Below are 19798 nucleotides of genomic sequence, written 5' to 3'. Positions count from 1 at the left end.
TGCCGTATGAATGATCGGCGTCAGAGGAGCAGCGTACGGGCAGTCACCGTGCCTCGGCTATCCAGGGCGGATGCCGAGGTGTACGACGTCCGGAACGCCTCGGGCAACCGGGATCTCTTCGGTACGCACCTGTCGGAAACCGGCATTCGCCAAGGTTTCCTCGAATTCCGCGGACGGCTGGGCCGACCACACGGCGAGTACCCCACCCGGCCTCAACGCCCTTGCGCAGCTTGCGAGTCCGGCCGGTGAATACAGGCTGTCGTTGTCCTCGGTGACAGTCCAGCCGGGTCCGTTGTCGATGTCCAGGCACAGGGCGTCATACGTGGCGGAGATCTCATTGACGAATTCGACGAGATCGGCTTCCACGATCCGTGTACGGGGGTCCGCGAGCGCATCGGAGGACGTTTCGGCGAGCGGTCCGCGCCGGTGCCATTCGATGACGGCCGGCTCGCGTTCCACCACGGTGATGCGCCCCCACCGGGGGTTGGCCGCCGCGTGTGCGAGCGAGAACCCGACGCCCAGGCCGCCGATCAGCACGCTCGGCTCCGGCCGTTCGTCCAGGGCGCCGAGGGCCGCGTCGACGAGCAGCCGCTCCGAGCGCCCGTCGGACGTGTCCATCAGGAAGCACCCGTTCGCGATGATCTGGAGCAACTCTCCGTGACGCCGTAGCACGACCTCGCCGTACGGGCCCTCGCGACGATCGATGACTTCCGGGATGTCGTACGAGGTGCTCATGGGCCCATCCTGGCAGCTCTCGCTGGACGGTACGCGGGAATTTCCGGGCCGCGGAACCGTTCACGGAGAAGGGGGCCCGCCGTGCCCGCGTGGCGGTCGTCATAGACAGTGCCGCCCGATATGTCCAGGCTGGAGGGGACGGGGAGACGGAAGGAGCGCCTCACCATGGACACGACCGTGGACCGGGCCGCGCCGGCGCGCGACCAGGCGGGCGACCCGGCGGACACCGGCGCGTGCGGTGGGGCGAGTGCCGGGGCACTCCTGGACGGCATCCCGCAGCAGCGGGGAGCGACGACGGAACCGGCCGCGGCACGGCCGAGCACCAGCGGGCTGCCCTGGCAGTCCTGGCGGTCCTGGGCCCCGTGGCGGCTGCTCCCCACCCCCACGGGCACCCCTTTCACGTTCTTCTACGCGATCGTCCTGCTGGCCACGTCGTTGATCGCCGATCACGCCGACCCGTCCCTCGTCCATGCCCTCCACCAGGGCTCCAGCACGGACGTGGCACACCTCGTGCAGAACCCGGTGCTGGCGCTCGTCGCGAGTGCGCTCTGGGTCGTGGGCGGTGTCATGTCGCCGTACGGGATCGGTTTCCTGGTGGCCCTGACCGCGCTGGAACGCCGTGTCGGCGGTATGCGTACGGCGGGCCTGTTCCTGCTGGGCCATGTGCTCGCCACCCTGGCCACCGAGATCCCGGTCGGCCTCGCCGTCCTGGCCGGACGCCTCCCCGAGAGCTCGCTCCACCGCCTCGACTACGGCATCAGCTTCGGCGTGGCGGCATGCGTGGGCGCGCTGGCGGGGCTGCTGTCGCCGTGGCTCCGGTGGCCGATCCTGATCACCTTCGGCGGGATACTGATCGGGGAGCTGTTCGCTTTCCAGGACCCCGTGACCAACTGGGGGCATCTGATCGCCCTCGCGATCGGGGTCGCGATGTGGCCGGTGGTACGGAGACGGTGCCGCGCCCGGCCCGGAGGCTCACGCCTGGCGGCTGCCCGCCGTGGCCGTGATGTGCCTTAGGAGGGCGGCGAGTTGGGGGCCGTGGGTGTGGAGTATGACGGTGGGGGCGTCGCTTTCTCGGAGGGCGAGGGTGGTGGCTTCTTGCGCGGCGATTTCGACGCAGTTGTTGTCCCCCGACCCCGAGTAGGACGACTTCTGCCAGCCGATCTCGACGCAGTTCGTGTCGCCCGATCCTGAGTAGGACGATTTCTGCCAGACGATCTCGGACATGTCCCCGCCTTCAGTTGCGCTCCGCGACGGAGCGGATGAACTCCCGTGATTCCTTCAAGGGGAGCGCGGCCTTGGTGATGCGCTCCAACAGCACACGGTAGTTCGACAACTGGGTGTGTGCATCGAGGAACTCGGTCGAGTTCGCGGTGTCCATCTGTACGGTGTCGAGCTGCGGCACGGGCCCGGAGGCGTATTCAACGGTGAGCCCCGGCAGGGGGAACCCGCCCGCGCTGAAGGGGATGACGCGCACCGTGATGTTCCGTCTGCGTGAAGATTCGGCCAGCCTCTTGAGCTGTGCGCGCATGACGTCCGGCCCGCCGAACTCCAGCCGCAGGGCCGCCTCGTGAATGATGAATGTGCATGAGGGTGGGTCGTCCCGGTCCAGGATGTCCCGGCGCTTCATGCGGAGCGAGAGTCGGCGTCGCAGCTCGGTATCGGGCCACGACGGCACTGTTTCTCCGAGCACGGCGCGGGCGTACTCCTCCGTCTGAAGCAGTCCGGGGACATGCATGGCGCAGAACACTCGCAGACTGGTCGCGTGGTACTCCAGCTCGGCGAGGTCAAGGCTCGCGGTGGGCAGAAGGCCCCGGTACTCCTCCCACCACCCGGACCGGCGCTCCTGTGCCATGGCCACGAGAGCGTCGACGTACGTCAAGTCCGGGGTGCGGTAGATGGCCGCGAGGGTCCGCATCCGCTGTTCGCTCACTCCGAAACGGGCCAACTCCACGTTGGTGATGTGTGTCCGGCTCACGCCAAGCGCGGAGGCCGCCTCGTTGATGCTGAGGCCCGACTGCTCGCGCATCCGGCGGAGTTCGGTACCCAAGCGCAACTGGCGCACGGTCGGTGCGGTTCTCGGTGGCACGGCTTGCCTCCTCGGGATCGGCAAATGTTTCGCCACTCCACACGATCGGGTGCACGTGTATGAGAAGTAGCGCGAATTGGTAGCAGATGTTTCCACGCTTCCCTACGGTGAGTAGTGGCTCGATCACACCCTATCGGCCAACTTCGTCGCACCCTGGGAGAGTTGCCATGGACCAACGCCTGCCTGAACCGCCCTCGGAGTGGGAGTACACCCTCCACGTCCCCCACGACCCGCTCGCCCCTTCCATCGCCCGGGCCACCGTCCGCCTCGTGCTCGACCGCCACGGCCTCCCCGAACTCGTCGACACCGCCGTGTTGCTGACCTCGGAGTTGCTCTCCAACTCCTGCCGCTACGCGCCCGGTCCGGCCTCCGTACGCCTCAGGTGGGCGGACAAGCGGCTGAGGGGCAGCGTCTGGGACACGGGTCCTCACCTTCCGCGCCCCGAGGCGTGCCCCGGGCCGGACGCGGACGGCGGTCGAGGGCTCGCCCTCGTCGACCTGTGCGCCGACGCGTGGGGGAGCTTCGCGCTGGGGGTGGCGCTCGGCAAGGTGGTGTGGTTCGAGCTGCTGCCGGACGCGGCAGTCGGCGTCGCCGCCTGACGGCGGCGTTGGCCGGGCCCGGCGCCGGCCAGGTCGGCCACCTGATCGCTCACAGCGAACGTCCCCTGGGGAACATTTGCACGCTCATATGCATTGAGTCGGCATAGCTCAACTTGACTGCCTAGGGAGAGATCATGGCTGCTGAGTCCTCGACGTCCACACCGCTCACCCTGCCCGTGCTGCCGCTCGACGACGAGGTCGTGCTGCCGGGAATGGTGGTGCCCCTGGATCTGAACGACGCCGATGTACGGGCCGCGGTGGAGGCCGCGCAGGCCGCCGCGCGCTCGGAGCCGGGCAAGCCGAGGGTGCTGCTCGTGCCGAGGATCGACGGGACGTACGCCCGTACGGGGGTGCTCGGGACCGTCGAGCAGGTGGGGCGGCTGGCCGACGGAGACCCGGGGGCGCTCATCCGGGGGCGGGGGCGCGTGAGGATCGGCGCCGGGACCACCGGGCCGGGTGCCGCGCTGTGGGTCGAGGGGACCCGCGTGGACGAGACCGTGCCCGAGCCGCTGCCCGGCCAGGTCGCCGAACTCGTGAAGGAGTACAAGGCCCTCGCCACCAGCTGGCTGCGGAAGCGGGGGGCCTGGCAGGTCGTCGACCGGGTGCAGGCCATCGACGACGTCTCCGCGCTCGCCGACAACTCCGGGTACTCACCCTTCCTCACCACCGATCAGAAGGTGGAGCTGCTGGAGACGGCCGACCCCGTCGCCCGGCTGAAGCTCGCCACCGAGCAGCTGCGCGAGCACCTCGCCGAGCAGGACGTCGCCGAGTCCATCGCCAAGGACGTCCAGGAGGGTGTGGACAAGCAGCAGCGTGAGTTCCTGCTGCGGCGCCAGCTGGAAGCCGTCCGCAAGGAACTGCGCGAGCTGAACGGCGAGAAGGACGGCGAGGAGTCCGACGACTACCGTGCGCGCGTCGAGGCCGCCGACCTCCCCGAGAAGGTGCGGGAGGCCGCCCTCAAGGAGGTCGACAAGCTGGAGCGGGCGAGTGACCAGTCACCGGAAGGGTCCTGGATCCGGACCTGGCTCGACACCGTGCTGGAGCTGCCCTGGAACGAGCGGACCGAGGACGAGTACGACATCCGGGGCGCCCGGGCCGTGCTGGACGCCGAGCACGCCGGGCTCGACGACGTGAAGGAGCGCATCACCGAGTACCTCGCGGTGCGCAAGCGGCGCTCCGACCGGGGACTGGGTGTCGTCGGCGGACGGCGCGGCGGTGCCGTGCTCGCGCTCGTGGGACCGCCCGGTGTCGGCAAGACCAGCCTCGGCGAGTCCGTGGCGCACGCCATGGGGCGCAAGTTCGTGCGCGTCGCGCTCGGCGGTGTACGGGACGAGGCCGAGATCCGCGGGCACCGGAGGACCTACGTGGGCGCCCTGCCCGGCCGTATCGTCCGCGCCATCAAGGAAGCCGGGTCCATGAACCCGGTCGTGCTGCTCGACGAGATCGACAAGGTCGGCTCCGACTTCCGCGGCGACCCCGCCGCCGCCCTGCTCGAAGTCCTCGACCCGGCACAGAACCACACCTTCCGGGACCACTACCTGGAGGTCGAGCTGGACCTGAGCGACGTCGTCTTCCTGGCCACCGCGAACGTGCTGGAGGCCATCCCGGAGGCGCTGCTCGACCGTATGGAGCTGGTCCGGCTCGACGGGTACACCGAGGACGAGAAGGTCGTCATCGCCCGGGACCACCTGCTGCCTCGGCAGCTGGAGCGGGCCGGGCTGGCGAGTGACGAGGTCACCCTGGACGAGGGCGCGTTGCGCAGGCTCGCCGGTGAGTACACGCGCGAGGCCGGCGTACGGAACCTGGAGCGGTCCATCGCCCGGCTGCTGCGCAAGGTCGCGGCCCAGCACGAACTCGGCGACCGGGAGCTGCCGTTCACGGTCACCCAGGAGGACCTCCGCGGGCTCATCGGGCGGCCGCACCACGTGCCCGAGTCGGCCCAGGACCCGGCGGAGCGGCGCACGGCCGTGCCCGGGGTCGCGACCGGTCTCGCGGTGACCGGCGCGGGCGGCGACGTGCTGTACGTGGAGGCGTCACTGGCCGACCCGGAGACGGGCGCGGCCGGACTCACCCTCACCGGTCAGCTCGGGGACGTCATGAAGGAGTCCGCGCAGATCGCCCTCAGCTTCCTCCGCTCGCACGGCGCCGAACTGGAACTGCCCGTGGGCGACCTCAAGGACCGGGGCGTGCACATCCACTTCCCGGCGGGGGCCGTGCCCAAGGACGGTCCGAGCGCGGGCGTCACCATGACGACGGCGCTCGCCTCGCTGCTGTCCGGCAGGCTGGTGCGTACGGATGTGGCGATGACCGGTGAGGTCTCGCTGACCGGCCGGGTCCTGCCCATCGGCGGCGTCAAGCAGAAGCTGCTCGCCGCGCACCGCGCCGGGGTCACCACGGTGATCATCCCGAAGCGCAACGAGCCCGACCTGGACGATGTGCCCGCCGAGGTCCTGGACAAGCTCGACGTCCACACCGTCACGGACGTCCGCCAGGTCCTCGAACTGGCCCTCTCCGAGGCGGAGGTGAAGCTCCCGGCCGCCGTGTGAGGGACGCGACCGGTGAAGGAGGCCCGGGTTCCCGGAAGGGACCCGGGCCTCCCGCGGGTCAGGCAGGCCAGGAGGCCGCGTACGGAGAACACCGTGAGGGAAGAGGAGTCGGACGCCGTCGTCGATCCACCCCTGCGAAATACTGACGGAGCTGCGGCAAGGGCGGCCTGTGGCGGAGACCTTCACGCCACGCGGAACGGGATCAGGAGCGCTGACGTGCACGAGGGCGGAAACGGTGAGGGGCATCGGGTCGAATCCGGCGTGCCCCAGGCAGGCATGGACCACGCCTTCCTGGAGCTGGAGCGCGAGCTGACGGTCTTCCTGCGGCGCGCCCGCGCCAAGTCCGGCGAGATGGCCCGCGCCGTCCATCCCGATCTGGAGTCCTCCGCGTACGGGCTGCTGGCCCGCCTGGACGAGACGGGTCCGCTGCGTGCCACGGACCTCGCCGCCTACATCGGCGTCGGCAAGGCGACGATGTCCCGCCAGCTCCGCGCCCTGGAGCACCTCGGTCTCGTGGCCCGTGAACCCGACCCCGCCGACGGCCGCGCCTGGCTCGTCCACCTCACGGGCGAGGGCCGCTCCCGGTTCCGTCAGGTACGCGACGCGCGGCGGGAGCGGTATGTACGGCAGATGACCGGCTGGGACCGCGAGGAGGTCGCCGAGCTCGCCCGCCTGCTCCATCACCTGAACCAGACCAGCGAGGGCTGATCCCTCCGGTGCCGTCCGCCGGAGGACCGGTCACAGCTCGGCGTACGCCACCGTCGCGTCGTCGTGCCGTTTGCTCCGCCCCAGGTGCGTCCGCTCGGTGTCGGCCGACTCCAGGGTCCGCACCCGCTCCACCAGCGCCGCCGCCCCCTCCTTCCGTACGACGGAGAGCAGGTCGGTCCAGTCGCCCTCGTGGAACTTCTCCACCCAGCGGGTGGCGCCGTCCGTCAGGGCGGCCAGGCTGTGCACCGAGGAGCGGGGGAGTGTCCCGGTCACGGCGCGGGACGCGACCGACGGGTCGGCCGCGGCGGTGAAGAAGCCGCCCTCCCTGTTCCGCAGCGTGGAGTCGGTGAGCGCGACCGAGGAGAGAGCGGTGCGCGGGACGCGGGACAGACGGTCGTCGAGGACCGGCGTCACCGTGCCGTCCGGGGCCGCGAGCAGGAGCGCCGAGTCCGACAGCACCAGGTACTCGACTGTCTCGGCGGACCAGCGGGCGAGGATCACGGTGGCCTGCGGGGTGCGCGGGTGAGAAAGGTCACAGGTTTGATCGTGGGACGCGGCGGTACGAGCAATGGCCCGTGAGAGAACCTCGGCGAGTGGCATATGCCGTTCGGAAACGGACAGTTCGGTCAGGGCGCCGCCGAGGCGGGAGCAGAACCAGGCGACCGAATGTCGACAGCCGTATTCACCCCGCGGCGGCGTCACGCCGTCCAGGACGACCAGCGAACCGCCCTGTCCCGAAGCGGGCAGCGCGACCGCGGCGAAGTCCTCGTTGGGGTGGTCCCGGTCGCCGGGCTCCGAGACGATGTCCGTACGCATTCAGCCAGTCTGCACGAGCCCTTCACGAGGGCCGCGAAAGGCTGGCATTGGTTGCCGGACTCCCTTGACCCGGCAGGTCGGGCGCCGGGTTTGGCATGGAATGATCGGGTCCGGTGAAGCGTGGTGGCGAATACTGTCAAAGGCCGTCGTCCACGTCCAATGGGCCCGCCGTGCAGGTCCCCGGCCTACGCCAGGGGAACTTGCCCGCCAACTCCCGTCCAGGGTTCACTCCTTCGGGTGGTGGGTCTGATGATGCGGGATCACCGTCCACCGGCACTGGGAGGGTCGGGAGCCGTACCGGGACGACGCACAGGTTGACGGAACGTCACCCGGGCCCATGGGGATTACGAGTCAGGAATGCGAGCACCGGTGCAGAAGAAGCGGCCTCGGCGCACAGGCAAGCAGACGGCCTCCAAGGCCGCTCCGAACCCGGGCGGGCAGACGGGTGACGAGCCCGCGGTCGGCACCGGACGCCCCGCGCACGTCCGCAACCGGCTCATCGGCGCCGTCGCCGTGGTCGCCGCCGCCATCGCCGGCGCCGGCACGCCCTCGGTCCTCGCCGCGTCCGGTCAGCTGAACGACGCGCAGAACCTGGTGACGCTCGCCGAGCAGACCCAGCACGCGCTCACCCTCGCCCACGCCCTGGCCGACGAACGCGACGAGGTCACCGCGTACGTCGCCGCCGGGCGCCCCGAGTCCCGGGCCCCCAGCGAGGAGCGCAGCGCCCGTGTCGACCGGCGGGTCGAGGAACTCAAGGCGGACGCGCCCGCGGGGCTCGGCGGGGACCTGAACGAGATCGCCTCCGTCCGGCGAGCGGCGCTCACCGGCAAGAGCACCGCTCTCGAAACCCACGAGGCCTACTCCGCCACCATCGCCGAGCTGCACGCCCTCGCCGAGGAGCTCGCCGAGAAGCTGCCGCCCCGCGCGGCCGGCGGCTCCCACGCGCTCGCCGAGCTCGACACGGCCGTCCAGCAGTCCGCCGCCGCCCGCGGACTGCTCCTCGCCGCCCTGAGCGTGCCGCGGTCCACGCAGACGATCACCGACCCGGTGACCGGCCTGCCGACCACGATCACCGGCTCGGCCGCGGACAAGAAGAAGCGCGACGAGCTCACCGCCGCCGCCCAGCTGGCCCGCGTCCGCTCCGACGCGGCGCTCGCCGACTTCCGGGAGACGGCACCCGCGAGCGCCCGCGCCTCCTACGACTCCACGGTCACCGGCCCCGAGGTCACCTCCGCCGACGGCTACCTCGACCGGCTCACCGACCAGCCGACGCTGTCCGGCTCCGAGCTGAACACCGGCACCACGAAGCTGAACGCGGCGCTGTCCGCCCGCGTCGAGCTGATGCGCGGCGTCGAGGCCTCCCTCAACGACCGGCGCACCAAGGACCTCGCCCAGCTCCGCGACGACGACGTCACCGCGCTGGAGATCCGTATCGCGGTCCTCGGCGCCCTCTGCCTCGTCGCCATCGGTATCGCCACCGCCATGGCCCGCACCCTCACCCGCCCGCTGGCCGTGCTGCGGATCGGCTCGGCCCGCGTCGCCGCCGACCCGGCGAACGAGGAACCGGTCAAGTTCACCGGACGCAACGACGAGTTCGCCCAGGTCGTCCGCTCCGTCAACGCGCTCCACGCGCACGCCCTCGCGCTCCACGAGCGGCTCTCGCCCCTGGAAGGCGACCGCAAGCACCTCATCGGCCAGCGCCAGACGATGGCCGACGAACGCGACCGGCTGCGCGCCGAACTCGCCGACGCGTCCGCCCACCTGGAGCAGGTCCGGCACAGCATCCACGGCACCTTCGTCAACCTCGCGCTGCGCACCCTCGGCCTCGTCGAGCGGCAGCTCGCCGTCATCGAGGGCATGGAGGAGCGTGAGCAGGACCCCGACCGGCTCGCCACGCTCTTCAAGCTCGACCACTTCGCGACCGTCATGCGCCGCCACAGCGAGAACCTCCTCGTCCTCGCCGGCGCCGAACACGGGCAGCAGCACGCGAGCCCGGTCCCGCTCGTCGACGTCGTCCGGGCCGCCGTCAGCGAGATCGAGCGCTACGACCGCGTCCGCATCGCCGCTCTGCCGCCGCACGAGCACATCGCCGGGTTCGCCGCCGACGACCTCAGCCACCTGATCGCCGAACTCCTGGAGAACGCCACCGCGGCCACGCCGCCCGAGCAGCCGATCGAGATCTCCGGCTGGCTGCTGGAGAGCGGCGAGGTCATGCTCTCCGTGCAGGACGACGGCCTTGGCATCCCCTCCGACCGGCTGGAGCGGCTCAACGCCCGCCTCAAGCAGTTCGACCCGGAAGAGCCGTACGACCAGGAGGGCGGCGACGGACTCGGGCTCGGCCTGTACGTGGTGGCCCGTCTCGCACACCGGCACGGCGTCCGCGTTCGGCTGCGCGAGCAGAAGGACGGCGGCATCGCGGCCGTCGTGGTCGTACCGAAGCCGGTGCTGGCCGCCACGCCCACGGCTGCCGCTCCCGCGCCGACGGCCGGCACGACGTCCCTGCCCGGCGCCGACGCCGAGGCCAACTCCAACGTCCTGCCCGCCCGTTCGGCCGCCGTCGTCCGCGAGCCGGACGGCGACGGGGACCCGCTGATCGAAGCGGCCGAGCGCGTACTGAGGGACCGCGAGACCGCCGAGGGCACCGGCCGGGACGAGGCCGTACGGGGCGACGAGCCCGTACGGCCGGACGAACCCGCCGAGGCCGAACCGGCGTCCGAGACCGTCTCGGAGACCGTTTCCGAGACCGTCTCCGAGTCGGTCTCCGAGACCACGATGGAGCTGTTCGCCCCGATACCGCCGGCGGACCCGGACCCGGACCCGGACCCGGACCCGGACCCGGACCCGGACCCGGACCCGGACCCGGACGCGGAGCCGGACGTGGACCCGCACCCGGGCCCGGCCCCCGTGCCCACCGCCGACCCGTACGCCATCGGCCCCGACGCGCACGAGCGCGCCGCCGACGAGGGGGGAGCGGCGCACCCGGAGGGGGACCCCCACACCACCGGCACCCCGCAGAGCGAGACACCGAGGCTCACCGACAAGGGCCTTCCCAAGCGCACGCCCAGGATCACCGCGCCCACGGCGGCCCCCAGGCCCCGCGTGGGGGGCGTGAACGCCGAGGAACTGCGCCGCCGGCTCGGCGGGTTCCACCAGGGGGCCAAGGACGGCCACCGCGACGTCGCGGCGGAGATCGCCGAGAAGACCGGGGAGACCAGGGCGCCCGCGGGGCGACGGCACGACGAGCACGACGAGCACGACGCAGTGGACACATCGGGGGGCACATCCGAGGAGGCAAGCAGTTGACCGGCCCCAGTACCTTCGGACTGAGCAACGAAGCCCGCAACCTGCACTGGCTGCTCACCAACCTCGTCGAGGAGGTGCCGGGCCTGCTGTCGGTCGCGGTGGTCTCCTCCGACGGACTGCTCCTGCTCTCCTCCGACCCCGGGAGGAACACCGAGGCACGGGAGGCGGACACCGGTGCATCCGCCGGCCCCCGCGGGTCCTCCGCCGACCTGGCCACCATCATCTCCGGCATCGGCAGCCTCACCATCGGTGCCGCGAAGCTGATGGACTACGGCGGGGTCAAGCAGACGATGGTCGCGATGGCCGAGGGCAGCCTCTTCGTCATGTCGATCAGCGACGGCTCGCTGCTCGGTGTGCACGGCTCCCCGGACTGCGACATGAGCGTGGTCGCGTACCACATGGCGCTCTTCGTCGGCCGCGCCGGACACGTCCTGACCCCCGAACTCCGCAGTGAGCTACGGAAGTCACTGGAGACGGCCGGGAGCGCGCGGTGAACGCGCCCGAGCCGAGCGCCCGGACGAAGCTCCCGGTCCGCGGCGGGGACCGCAAACCCGCCCGGGTCCGGCCGTACTTCCTCACCGGCGGCCGCACCCGCTTCGGTCATGTCCTGCTCGTCGAGACGTTCGTGGCGAGCAGTCCGGCCGCTCTCGAAGCCCCCGATGAACGACCGGAATTGACGAATGGTTCACTCAGCACCAAGCTGATGCCCGAGCTGCGGGCCATCGTCGAGCTCTGCCGCCGCATGCGCACGGTGGCGGAGATCGCCGCGCTGCTGAGAATGCCGCTCGGCGTGGTCCGTGTCCTCCTCAGCGATCTCGCGGACCAGGGAAAGATCCGTGTGTACGGAACAGGGCACGGACCGGGCCAGCCGGACCGCGCCCTGCTGGAAAGGGTGCTGAGTGGACTTCGCCGCCTCTGACGCCTCCTCCCCGGGCGTCACCCCCGCCGCCCCGGTCGGTGTCACCCGAGACCCCGCCGTGCGGGGTCTCCCGCAAGATCCTGTCTCCTCTCGCGTCTCCCGAGGGCTCGTGCCTGCCGCCGAGCCCGAGGAAGAGCTGAAACCCTGGCAGAAGGACGTCACCCGCGCCCCCATCGCGACGAAGATCGTGATCGCGGGCGGATTCGGCGTCGGCAAGACCACGCTCGTCGGCGCCGTCTCGGAGATCACGCCCCTCCAGACGGAGGCGCTGATGACCGAGGCCAGCGTGGGCACCGACGACCTGACGTCCACCCCGGAGAAGACCACCACCACGGTGGCCATGGACTACGGCCGCATCACGCTCGACGACGACCTGGTGCTCTACCTGTTCGGCACGCCCGGCCAGCAGCGGTTCTGGTTCATGTGGGACGACCTGGTGCGCGGCGCGATCGGCGCGGTCGTCCTCGCCGACACCCGCCGCCTGACCGACTGCTTCGCCGCCCTCGACTACTTCGAGAGCTGCGAACTGCCGTACATCGTCGCGGTCAACCACTTCGACGGCAGCGAGCAGTTCGAACCCGAGGACGTGCGTGAGGCCCTCACCGTCCCCGCCCACGTACCTGTCATGATCATGGACGCGCGGCAGCGGAGCTCGGTGACCGAGACCCTGCTGGCGCTGTGCGCCCACGCGATATCCGTCCTGCCCGACTAGGGCGACCACGACCAGCACGACCAGGAGAAACAGCCCCCGTATGCGGAAGATACTCGTCGTCGGAGCCGGCCAGTCCGGACTCCAGCTCGCCCTCGGGCTCCAGTCCCACGGGTACGAGGTCACCCTGATGTCCAACCGGACGGCGGACGAGATCCGCACCGGCCGGGTCATGTCGACGCAGTGCATGTTCCACACGGCTCTGCAGCACGAGCGCGATCTCAAGCTGAACTTCTGGGAGTCCCAGGCCCCGAAGATCGAAGGGCTCGGCATCTCCGTCGCCGGACCCGAGTCGCAGCGCGTCATCGACTGGGTGGGGAAGCTCGACGGGTACGCCCAGTCCGTGGACCAGCGGGTGAAGATGGCCGGCTGGATGGACACCTTCGCGCAGCGCGGCGGCCAGCTGGTCATCCACGGAGCCGCGGTCTCCGACCTCGACTACTTCTCCCGCCTCTACGACCTCGTCCTCGTCTCGGCCGGCAAGGGCGAGCTGGTGTCGATGTTCGGCCGCGACGCCTCCCGCTCCGTCTTCACCGAGCCGCAGCGCGCCCTCGCCGTCGCCTACGTCCACGGCCTGGCCCCGCGGCCCGAGCACCCGGACACGTACGCGGTCCGCTGCAACCTCGTCCCCGGCGTCGGCGAGCTCTTCATGATGCCGACCCTCACCACCTCCGGCCCCGCCGACATCCTGTTCTGGGAGGGCATACCCGGCGGCCCGCTCGACGTCTTCGACGGCGTCAAGGACCCGGCGAAGCACCTCTCCCTGACCCTGGACCTCATGGAGCGGTTCACGCCCTGGGAGCACGCGCGGACCGCCGAGGTCGAACTGACCGACGCGGGCGGCGTGCTGAGCGGCCGCTACACCCCCACCGTGCGCAACCCCGTCGCCCACCTCCCCGGCGGCGGCCTGGCCCTGGGCGTGGCCGACGTGGTCGTCGCGAACGACCCGATCACGGGCCAGGGCTCCAACTCGGCGTCGAAGTGCGCGGCCGCCTACCTGGACGCGATCCTGGAGCACGGTGAGAAGGAGTTCGACGAGACCTGGATGCGGTCGGCCTTCGACCGCTACTGGGACACGGCCCAGCACGTCACCAAGTTCACGAACGCCATGCTCGGCGTGCCCCCGGAGCATGTCCTGAACCTGATCGGCGCCGCCGGAGCCCTGCCCCCGGTGGCGAACCGTATCGCCAACGGCTTCAACGACCCGGCCGACTTCGAGCACTTCTTCTACGACCCGGCGAACGCCGAGTCCTACCTCGCCTCCGTCACGGGCGCCTCCGTCGCGGGCGCGTCCGTCTCCGGAGCCGACGTCGACGCGTAACCCTCGTCGGACCCGTCCGACGCCCCGGCGGGGAGCTCCGGCGGCGTGTACCGCGCCAGGGGCTCCCCGAGGGGGTCGGGCCGCACGGCCCCCAGCACCGGGTTCGCGGCGATCGGCGACACCTTGACCCGCGCCCCGGGCCGCGGCGCCTGCACGACCAGGCCGTTCCCCAGGTAGAGGGCGACATGCGTGGCCTCCGGGAAGTACACGACGAGATCCCCGGGCCGCAGCCGCTCCATGGGCACCCGTTCGAGCTCGGCCCACTGCTCCTGACTGGTCCGGGGGATCGGCAGCCCCGCGTGCGCCCAGGCCTGCGAGGTGAGCCCCGAGCAGTCGTACGCCTCGGGCCCCTCGGCACCCCACTCGTAGGGTTTGCCGATCTGCTCGACGGCATACCGCAGGGCCCGCGCGCCCTCCTCGGTCGGCGGCCGTACGCTGCTCACCGCCCCCGAGGCCACGAACTCCCGCTGCGCCCCGGCCTCCTTCTCCCGCTCCAATGCGGTGATGTCGCCGAGCTGTTCGGCCGTGAGGGAGGCGAGCAGTTCCTCGACCTTCTTGAGGCGCCCCTGGACGTCGTCCCGCTCCTTCTTCCGGCGCTCGGCGAGCGAGAGCCGCGCGTCGAGCGCCGCCCGCGCCTTCCGCGCCAGGGCGTCGGCCTGCAACTCGTTGCCCGCCAGCCGCTCCACCGTCTCCGCGCGCTCCAGCGCCACCTGCCGGATCACATGGCTCTGGTCCAGGGCACGCTGCGGATCGCGGGCCAGCAGCAGCCGCACGTACGGGGAGATGTCGGTACGGCTCTGGTACTCCTGCCGCGCGAGCCGGCCGACGGCACCCCGGCTGTCGTTCAGGGACAGCCGTGCCCGCGCCAGCCGCCACTCGATTCGCTCGGTCTCGGTCCGCTGCTTCCTCAGCTTCTCCTCGGTGGCGTTGTAGGCCTCGGTGGCCTTCTCGGCCTCGCGGTACAGGCGCTGGAGATCCGTGAGCAGTTCGGCGACGGAGCGGCCTGCGGCGGCGGGCGGCGCCACCGGCTCGGGCGCGGCGAGTGCCGGCGCGGGCCCGAGGGCCGCACCGGCCGCGACCGCCGCCGTACAGACCAGGCGCAGCAGCCTTCCTGACACCTCATCACCTCCGGTGCGGGGGTGGACCCTCCACCCGCGCACCGGCAGGTTGAGACGAGTACAGCGGGCCCGCATCCGGAGAGGTCGCATCGGCCCAACCAGGTCACCCGTCCGTGGGCTCCGCCTTCCCGCCCGGCGCGGCGTCTGGCTTCCGGGCCGGCCTGGACCACGGCCACCGGGGCCCGCCGGTACGGCCCTCGGGGTCGAACTCGTACTGCCACTTGTGGCCGAGGGCGAACCGCCCGCCGTGCGGCCGGGGCGCACGCCGGTAGACCAGCACGGTCGGGGGCCCGCCGGCGGCGTCCGGCACCGGGACCCGGTACGTCTTGGGCGGATGTCCGGTGATCCCCAGCAGCACGGGCAGGACACGCCCGTCCAGAGGGCCGCCCACGAAGGGGGTGTCTTCGCTCTTCACGGCACCAGTGTCACCCCGGCAACCGTGACCGTGACCGTGACCGCCGCCGTCACCGTCGCCTGCCTGCGGCCGCCGTCTTCAGCACCGCCTCCATCACCGCGCGGGCGATCGGGGCCGCGTCGCCACCACCGCTGATGTCGCTGCGGTCGGCGTTCGCGTCCTCGACGACGACGGCGACCGCGACGGCCGGTTCGATCGCGTCGTGCGCGTGGGCCCAGGAGATGAACCAGGCATACGGGGTTCCCGAGTTGCCGATGCCGTGCTGGGCGGTGCCGGTCTTGCCGCCGACCGTCGCGCCGCGGATCGCGGCGTTCGCGCCGGTGCCCTCCTTCACCACGCCGGTCATCAGCTCACGCAGCTCCGCGGCCGTCGCCGGGTTCATCGCCAGACGCCGCGTGTGCGGGCCCCGCGCCCTGAGCGTGGCGCCGAACCTCGTGGTCGTGCGCTCCACCAGATGCGGCGCCATGACCGAGCCGCCGTTCGCCACGGCCGCCGTGACCATGGCCATCTGTAGCGGGGTGGCCCGCGTGTTGTACTGCCCGATGGAGGACAGCGCGAGCTGGGCGGAGTCCATCGTGGTGTCGAAGCTGCTGCGCGCGACCCCGAACGGAATCCGCAGCCCGGAGTCGTTGAAACCGAAGTTCCGCGCCGTGCTCCTCATCCGGCTGAGCCCGACGTCCGCGCCCAGCTTGGCGAAGACCGTGTTGCACGACCACTCGAAGGCATGGCGCAGGGAGGCGTCCTCGCAGCCCTCGACCTCGTTGGACAGCGAGGTCCGCGTGCCGGGCAGGGTGTACGGGTCCGGGGAGTCCGTCGGCGCGTCCAGGTCCCTGATCACTCCCGAGTCCAGCGCCGCCGCGGCCGTCACCACCTTGAACGTCGAACCCGGCGGATAGGTCTGCCGGATCGCCCGGTTGAGCATCGGCCTGGCCGGGTCCCCGTTCAGCCGCGCCCACGCCCTCGCCACGGCCGGGCCGTTCCCGGACAGCTCTCCCGGGTCGTACGACGGTGTGGACACCAGCGCCAGAACGCGTCCGGTGGCCGGTTCGAGCGCCGCGACCGCGCCCCGGCGGTTTCTCAGCCCGTCGAAGGCCGCCCGCTGGGCCGCCGGGTCGATGGTCGTGACGACCCGGCCGCCCGGGGTGCGGGACCGCGTCACGTCGTTCCAGACCGGCAGCAGGGACAGCATCGGATCGGTGCCCGCCAGCACGTCGTCCTCCGCGTCCTCCAGGAGAGCCGAGCCGTACAACTGCGAGGCGAAGCCGGTGACGTGCGCGTACAGCGGGCCGTCGCGGTACGTCCGCTCGTGGCGGAGCTGCTCGCCGGTGTCGCGGGAGCCGGTGACCGGGCGGTCACCGACGACGATGTCCCCGCGCGGCTGGCTCCAGCGGGCGATCGCCGCCCGGCGGTTGGCGGGGTTGCCGTCGTACGTGCCGGCCTGGAAGACCTGGACGCGGGCGGCGTTCACCAGGAGGGCGAGAAAGAGGAGCGCGGAGAGGAGGGCGGCCCGGCGGATGTACGTCGTCATGTGGGGGCCTCCTGTGCGGCGTCGTCCGCCCGTGGCGGGCCGGGCGCTCACGGCGCCCGTCTCCCGTCGTACTGACCGCGGGCCGAGTCGCTGATCCGGATCAGCAGCGCCACGATGATCCAGTTGGTGATGACCGAGGAGCCGCCCTGCGCGAGGAACGGCATCGCCATGCCGGTCAGCGGGATCAGTCCGGTCACCCCGCCCGCGATGACGAACACCTGGAGGGCGAGGATCGAGGCGAGGCCGATCGCCAGGAGCCTGCCGAAGGGGTCCCGCAGGGCGAGGCCCGCCCGGTAGCCGCGCTCCACCAGCAGCGCGTACAGCAGGAAGATCGCCGACAGGCCCGCAAGACCGAGCTCCTCGCCCGCCGTCGCCAGGATGAAGTCCGACTTGGCCGCGAAGCCGATCAGGATCGAGTGGCCGAGACCGAGTCCGGTGCCGAGCACACCGCCCGCGGCGAACGAGAAGAGGGCCTGGGCGAGCTGGTTGGGCCCCTGGCCCGCCTCGATCGACGCGAAGGGGTGCAGCCAGTCCGCGACCCTGCTGTGCACGTGCGGCTCCAGCCGGCCCACCGCCACGGCGCCCACGACCGCCAGCAGCAGCCCCACCGCGATCCAGCCGGTCCGGCCGGTGGCGACGTACAGCAGGATCACGAACAGCCCGAAGAACAGCAGCGACGTCCCCAGATCCCGCTCCAGGACCAGGACGCCCACGCTGAGCAGCCAGATGGTGACGATCGGGCCGAGGATCCGCCCGGTGGGCAGCTGGAGCCGGTGGAACCGCCAGACACGGCGGCCGCTGTACGCGAGCGCGTTCCTGTTCGCCGCCAGGTAGCTGGCGAAGAAGACGGCCAGCAGCACCTTCGCGAACTCGCCCGGCTGAAGGGAGAATCCGGCGAGCCGGATCCAGATGCGGGAGCCGTTCACCGCGGGGAACAGGATCGGCAGGGCCAGCAGGACGAGCGCGCCGGCGACGGACACGTACGCGTAGCGCTGGAGCACCCGGTGGTCCCGCAACCGCACCACGGCCGCGATGAACAGCGCCACACCCAGCGTCGACCAGTTGAGCTGCGCGGGGGCCGCCTGGTCGTGCGGGGTCTCCAGGTCGAGGCGGTAGATCAGCACCAGGCCCAGGCCGTTGAGCAGAACGGCGATGGGCAGCAGCAGCGGATCGGCATACGGCGCCCGGAACCGCACCGCGCAGTGCGCGAGCAGGGCCAGCACACCGAGCCCGGCGCCGTAACGGGCGGCGCCGGGCGGGACGGTGCCGCTGTGCGCGAGCCCGACAGCGCAGTAGCCGTACACGGAGAGCAGGACGGCGACGACGATGAGGGCGAGTTCCACGCCACGGCGCCGGGGCAGGCGCAGTGCCGGAGGGGACGGGTCCGCCGCCACGGTCGTTCCGGCCTTGGTCATGTCCGGAACGTAGCAAGCGAGATGCCTGATGTCCCGTTATGTCGTGATACTCAGGCCATTATTGTGCGCTGGGTGCCCCGCGGCGGTGTCACGAGCACGGGCCACCGCAGGCCCCGTACCGCCGGCTACTCGGCGACCTCCTCCGCCAGCTCCTCCAGGAGGCGTGCCGTGGCCAGGCCCGTGCGCAGGTAGTCCACGAACAGGTCGTTGTGCAGGGCCCACCGTGAGCGCCGTGAGCGGATGAGGCGGATCGCGTCGTCGGGGGAGCGCCCCTCGCGGATCAGGGACTGGGCCACGACGAGCCCGGAGCGGTTGTACCCGTGGTAACAGCGCACGAGCACGCTGCGCCCCTCCTGCAACGCCTCGGACGCCGTCTGCGCGAGCCGCATCACGCCCGCGAGCTGGGTCCCGTCGAGGGGCCCGTCGGGGATGGGCCACACATGGTGCTCGACGCCGTCGTCCGGCCCGTGTCCCGGGAGCCGCAGCAGGGTCAGGACCAGATCGAACTCGTCGTGCACGACGGCGAACTCCCGCTCGCCGGAACGCCCGGCGAACTCGTGACCGCCCATCCACAGGCCGGGCACGATCTCGCTCCACGGGCGGTCCGGGGCCGGCACATCGGGTTGCATCCTGCTGCTGGGCAACGGCACCTCCCCCACTCATCCCCAAGGTAACCGCGTCCTTGCCCCCGGAGCACCCCTCCTGTTCCCATGGTCGGGGGTGATGGTGCATGAACGGACTGCGCGTCATACCGAGCCGGCGGCACGGACAGGACCGGCTGTACGTCTGCCTCAGGGACGGGCGGAACATCGCCTGGTACGACAGGGAGACCGGCCGGGTCAACCTGCTCAGCGAGGACCGGCGGGAGGCCGTGCTCGACGTGCTCGGCCCCTTCCTGACCGGCACGGTCACGGTGGGCCCGCCCCCGGTGCCGACCCCCGCGGAGCTCGCCCGGCTCACCCTGCCACCGGACGACGACCTGGCCCCGAACCGCCCCGGTGAGGCGCTCCTGATCGCTTTCGACCGCGATCCGGGCCCGTCCCGGCGCCTGCGCCCGGACCCGCGTCGCCGGGCCCTGACCGCGGAGCAGACGGTCGGCGAGGCCCTGGACCGCCTGGAGGGCGCGGGCTGGCGCACCCTGCACTCGATCCCGCTGCCGGGCGGGGACCGCATCCACCACCTGGTGATCGGGCCGGGCGGCCTGTTCTGCGTCCGCGCCCTGTACGCCCGTAAGCAGCGTGTGCTGGTCGCCGACCCGATGGTCACGGTCGGCCGCCGCGGGCCGAGCCCACTGCTCCGGCAGTCCCGTGCGGACGCGGCCCGCGCCTCGTACGCGCTCACCGCGGAGGTGCACCCGGTGCTGGCCCTCGTCGGTCCGTCCGACGTCGACGTGATGGCGCCCCTGCGAGAGGCCCGAGTCCTGCGGGACACGGACCTCGCGGAACTCGCCCACTCGGGCGGGCTCCTCAAACCGGCGGACGTGGAGGCACTCCACACGATGGCGCGTGACCGGCATACGTGGTTGAGGGTGTGAGCGGGGGCCGTATTCCGGCCCCTCCGGCGGATTCCAGCCCCTCCGG

19 protein-coding genes are annotated in these 19798 nt (G+C 71.7%); 10 read left to right on the top strand and 9 right to left on the bottom strand.

The features are described 5' to 3' along the window. Positions 1 to 57: 57 nt before the first annotated feature. Complete coding sequence (locus tag IE262_RS32180; RefSeq protein ID WP_134029676.1) at positions 58 to 735, bottom strand: spermine/spermidine synthase domain-containing protein; 678 nt, start codon at positions 733 to 735, stop codon at positions 58 to 60. Between the two features lie 165 nt (positions 736 to 900). Here IE262_RS32180 and IE262_RS32175 point away from each other — a divergent pair, with 165 nt between their 5' ends. Continuing rightward, on the top strand, positions 901 to 1749 hold the full coding sequence (locus IE262_RS32175; protein ID WP_229877683.1) for a rhomboid-like protein: 849 nt from the start codon (positions 901 to 903) through the stop codon (positions 1747 to 1749). Here the strand turns inward: IE262_RS32175 and IE262_RS32170 are convergent. Continuing rightward, positions 1708 to 1959 (bottom strand): DUF397 domain-containing protein, encoded by a 252-nt coding sequence (locus IE262_RS32170; RefSeq protein WP_134029682.1) that lies wholly within the window; start codon positions 1957 to 1959, stop codon positions 1708 to 1710. The two genes, IE262_RS32175 and IE262_RS32170, sit on opposite strands and share 42 nt — an antisense overlap. Positions 1960 to 1969: 10 nt before the next feature. After that, a complete protein-coding gene (locus IE262_RS32165) occupies positions 1970 to 2821 on the bottom strand; it encodes a helix-turn-helix domain-containing protein (RefSeq protein WP_189878683.1) in 852 nt (283 codons plus the stop codon). Between the two features lie 167 nt (positions 2822 to 2988). On the opposite strand from IE262_RS32165, the gene IE262_RS32160 reads away from it, so the two are divergent. The 3 genes from IE262_RS32160 to IE262_RS32150 all read left to right on the top strand — a co-directional run bounded on the left by IE262_RS32160 (position 2989) and on the right by IE262_RS32150 (position 6674). Next, positions 2989 to 3420: an ATP-binding protein gene (locus IE262_RS32160; RefSeq protein WP_189878681.1), complete on the top strand. Its 432-nt coding sequence runs from the start codon at positions 2989 to 2991 to the stop codon at positions 3418 to 3420. 134 nt (positions 3421 to 3554) lie between these two features. Next, the gene (lon, locus tag IE262_RS32155) at positions 3555 to 5966 is read left to right on the top strand and encodes an endopeptidase La (protein WP_189878679.1); all 2412 of its coding nucleotides are present in this window, start codon (positions 3555 to 3557) and stop codon (positions 5964 to 5966) included. 216 nt (positions 5967 to 6182) lie between these two features. Beyond that, positions 6183 to 6674: a MarR family winged helix-turn-helix transcriptional regulator gene (locus tag IE262_RS32150; protein ID WP_189878677.1), complete on the top strand. Its 492-nt coding sequence runs from the start codon at positions 6183 to 6185 to the stop codon at positions 6672 to 6674. A 30-nt stretch (positions 6675 to 6704) separates the two neighbouring features. Here IE262_RS32150 and IE262_RS32145 read toward each other — a convergent pair whose 3' ends face one another. Further along, positions 6705 to 7490: a protein phosphatase 2C domain-containing protein gene (locus IE262_RS32145; RefSeq protein ID WP_189878675.1), complete on the bottom strand. Its 786-nt coding sequence runs from the start codon at positions 7488 to 7490 to the stop codon at positions 6705 to 6707. Between the two features lie 357 nt (positions 7491 to 7847). Between IE262_RS32145 and IE262_RS32140 the strand changes: the two genes are divergently transcribed. The 5 genes from IE262_RS32140 (at position 7848) to IE262_RS32120 (ending at position 13742) form a co-directional block, all read left to right on the top strand. Next, a complete protein-coding gene (locus IE262_RS32140; protein ID WP_229877681.1) occupies positions 7848 to 10793 on the top strand; it encodes a sensor histidine kinase in 2946 nt (981 codons plus the stop codon). Then, complete coding sequence (locus tag IE262_RS32135; RefSeq protein ID WP_134029697.1) at positions 10790 to 11287, top strand: roadblock/LC7 domain-containing protein; 498 nt, start codon at positions 10790 to 10792, stop codon at positions 11285 to 11287. Before IE262_RS32140 ends, IE262_RS32135 begins: the two co-directional genes overlap by 4 nt. Further along, the gene (locus IE262_RS32130; RefSeq protein ID WP_134029699.1) at positions 11284 to 11712 is read left to right on the top strand and encodes a DUF742 domain-containing protein; all 429 of its coding nucleotides are present in this window, start codon (positions 11284 to 11286) and stop codon (positions 11710 to 11712) included. Before IE262_RS32135 ends, IE262_RS32130 begins: the two co-directional genes overlap by 4 nt. A gap of 109 nt (positions 11713 to 11821) precedes the next feature. Next, positions 11822 to 12424 (top strand): GTP-binding protein, encoded by a 603-nt coding sequence (locus IE262_RS32125; RefSeq protein ID WP_229877679.1) that lies wholly within the window; start codon positions 11822 to 11824, stop codon positions 12422 to 12424. Between the two features lie 40 nt (positions 12425 to 12464). Then, the gene (locus IE262_RS32120; protein WP_189878673.1) at positions 12465 to 13742 is read left to right on the top strand and encodes a styrene monooxygenase/indole monooxygenase family protein; all 1278 of its coding nucleotides are present in this window, start codon (positions 12465 to 12467) and stop codon (positions 13740 to 13742) included. Here the strand turns inward: IE262_RS32120 and IE262_RS32115 are convergent. The 5 genes from IE262_RS32115 to IE262_RS32095 all read right to left on the bottom strand — a co-directional run bounded on the left by IE262_RS32115 (position 13673) and on the right by IE262_RS32095 (position 18835). Next, positions 13673 to 14860, bottom strand: coding sequence for a C40 family peptidase (locus IE262_RS32115; RefSeq protein ID WP_189878670.1), 1188 nt, complete (start codon positions 14858 to 14860; stop codon positions 13673 to 13675). The genes IE262_RS32120 and IE262_RS32115 overlap by 70 nt on opposite strands. Before the next feature lie 103 nt (positions 14861 to 14963). Continuing rightward, entirely contained in the window at positions 14964 to 15275 is a 312-nt protein-coding gene (locus tag IE262_RS32110; RefSeq protein WP_189878668.1) for a DUF8847 domain-containing protein, read from the bottom strand. 49 nt (positions 15276 to 15324) lie between these two features. After that, positions 15325 to 16803, bottom strand: a complete 1479-nt coding sequence (locus IE262_RS32105; protein ID WP_189878666.1) for a peptidoglycan D,D-transpeptidase FtsI family protein — start codon at positions 16801 to 16803, stop codon at positions 15325 to 15327. 47 nt (positions 16804 to 16850) lie between these two features. Beyond that, the gene (locus IE262_RS32100) at positions 16851 to 18218 is read right to left on the bottom strand and encodes an FtsW/RodA/SpoVE family cell cycle protein (RefSeq protein WP_189878664.1); all 1368 of its coding nucleotides are present in this window, start codon (positions 18216 to 18218) and stop codon (positions 16851 to 16853) included. Between the two features lie 125 nt (positions 18219 to 18343). Next, on the bottom strand, positions 18344 to 18835 hold the full coding sequence (locus tag IE262_RS32095) for a protein-tyrosine phosphatase family protein (RefSeq protein WP_189878776.1): 492 nt from the start codon (positions 18833 to 18835) through the stop codon (positions 18344 to 18346). Between the two features lie 113 nt (positions 18836 to 18948). On the opposite strand from IE262_RS32095, the gene IE262_RS32090 reads away from it, so the two are divergent. Next, positions 18949 to 19752 carry a nuclease-related domain-containing protein gene (locus IE262_RS32090; RefSeq protein ID WP_189878662.1) on the top strand — a complete coding sequence of 268 codons (804 nt, stop codon included), beginning with the start codon at positions 18949 to 18951 and terminating at the stop codon, positions 19750 to 19752. Positions 19753 to 19798: the final 46 nt, after the last annotated feature.

Source organism: Streptomyces bluensis, assembly GCF_014650715.1.
Taxonomy (GTDB): domain Bacteria; phylum Actinomycetota; class Actinomycetes; order Streptomycetales; family Streptomycetaceae; genus Streptomyces; species Streptomyces bluensis.
Note: the sequence above shows the minus strand (reverse complement) of the source record. Positions and strands in the feature narration are given on the sequence as shown.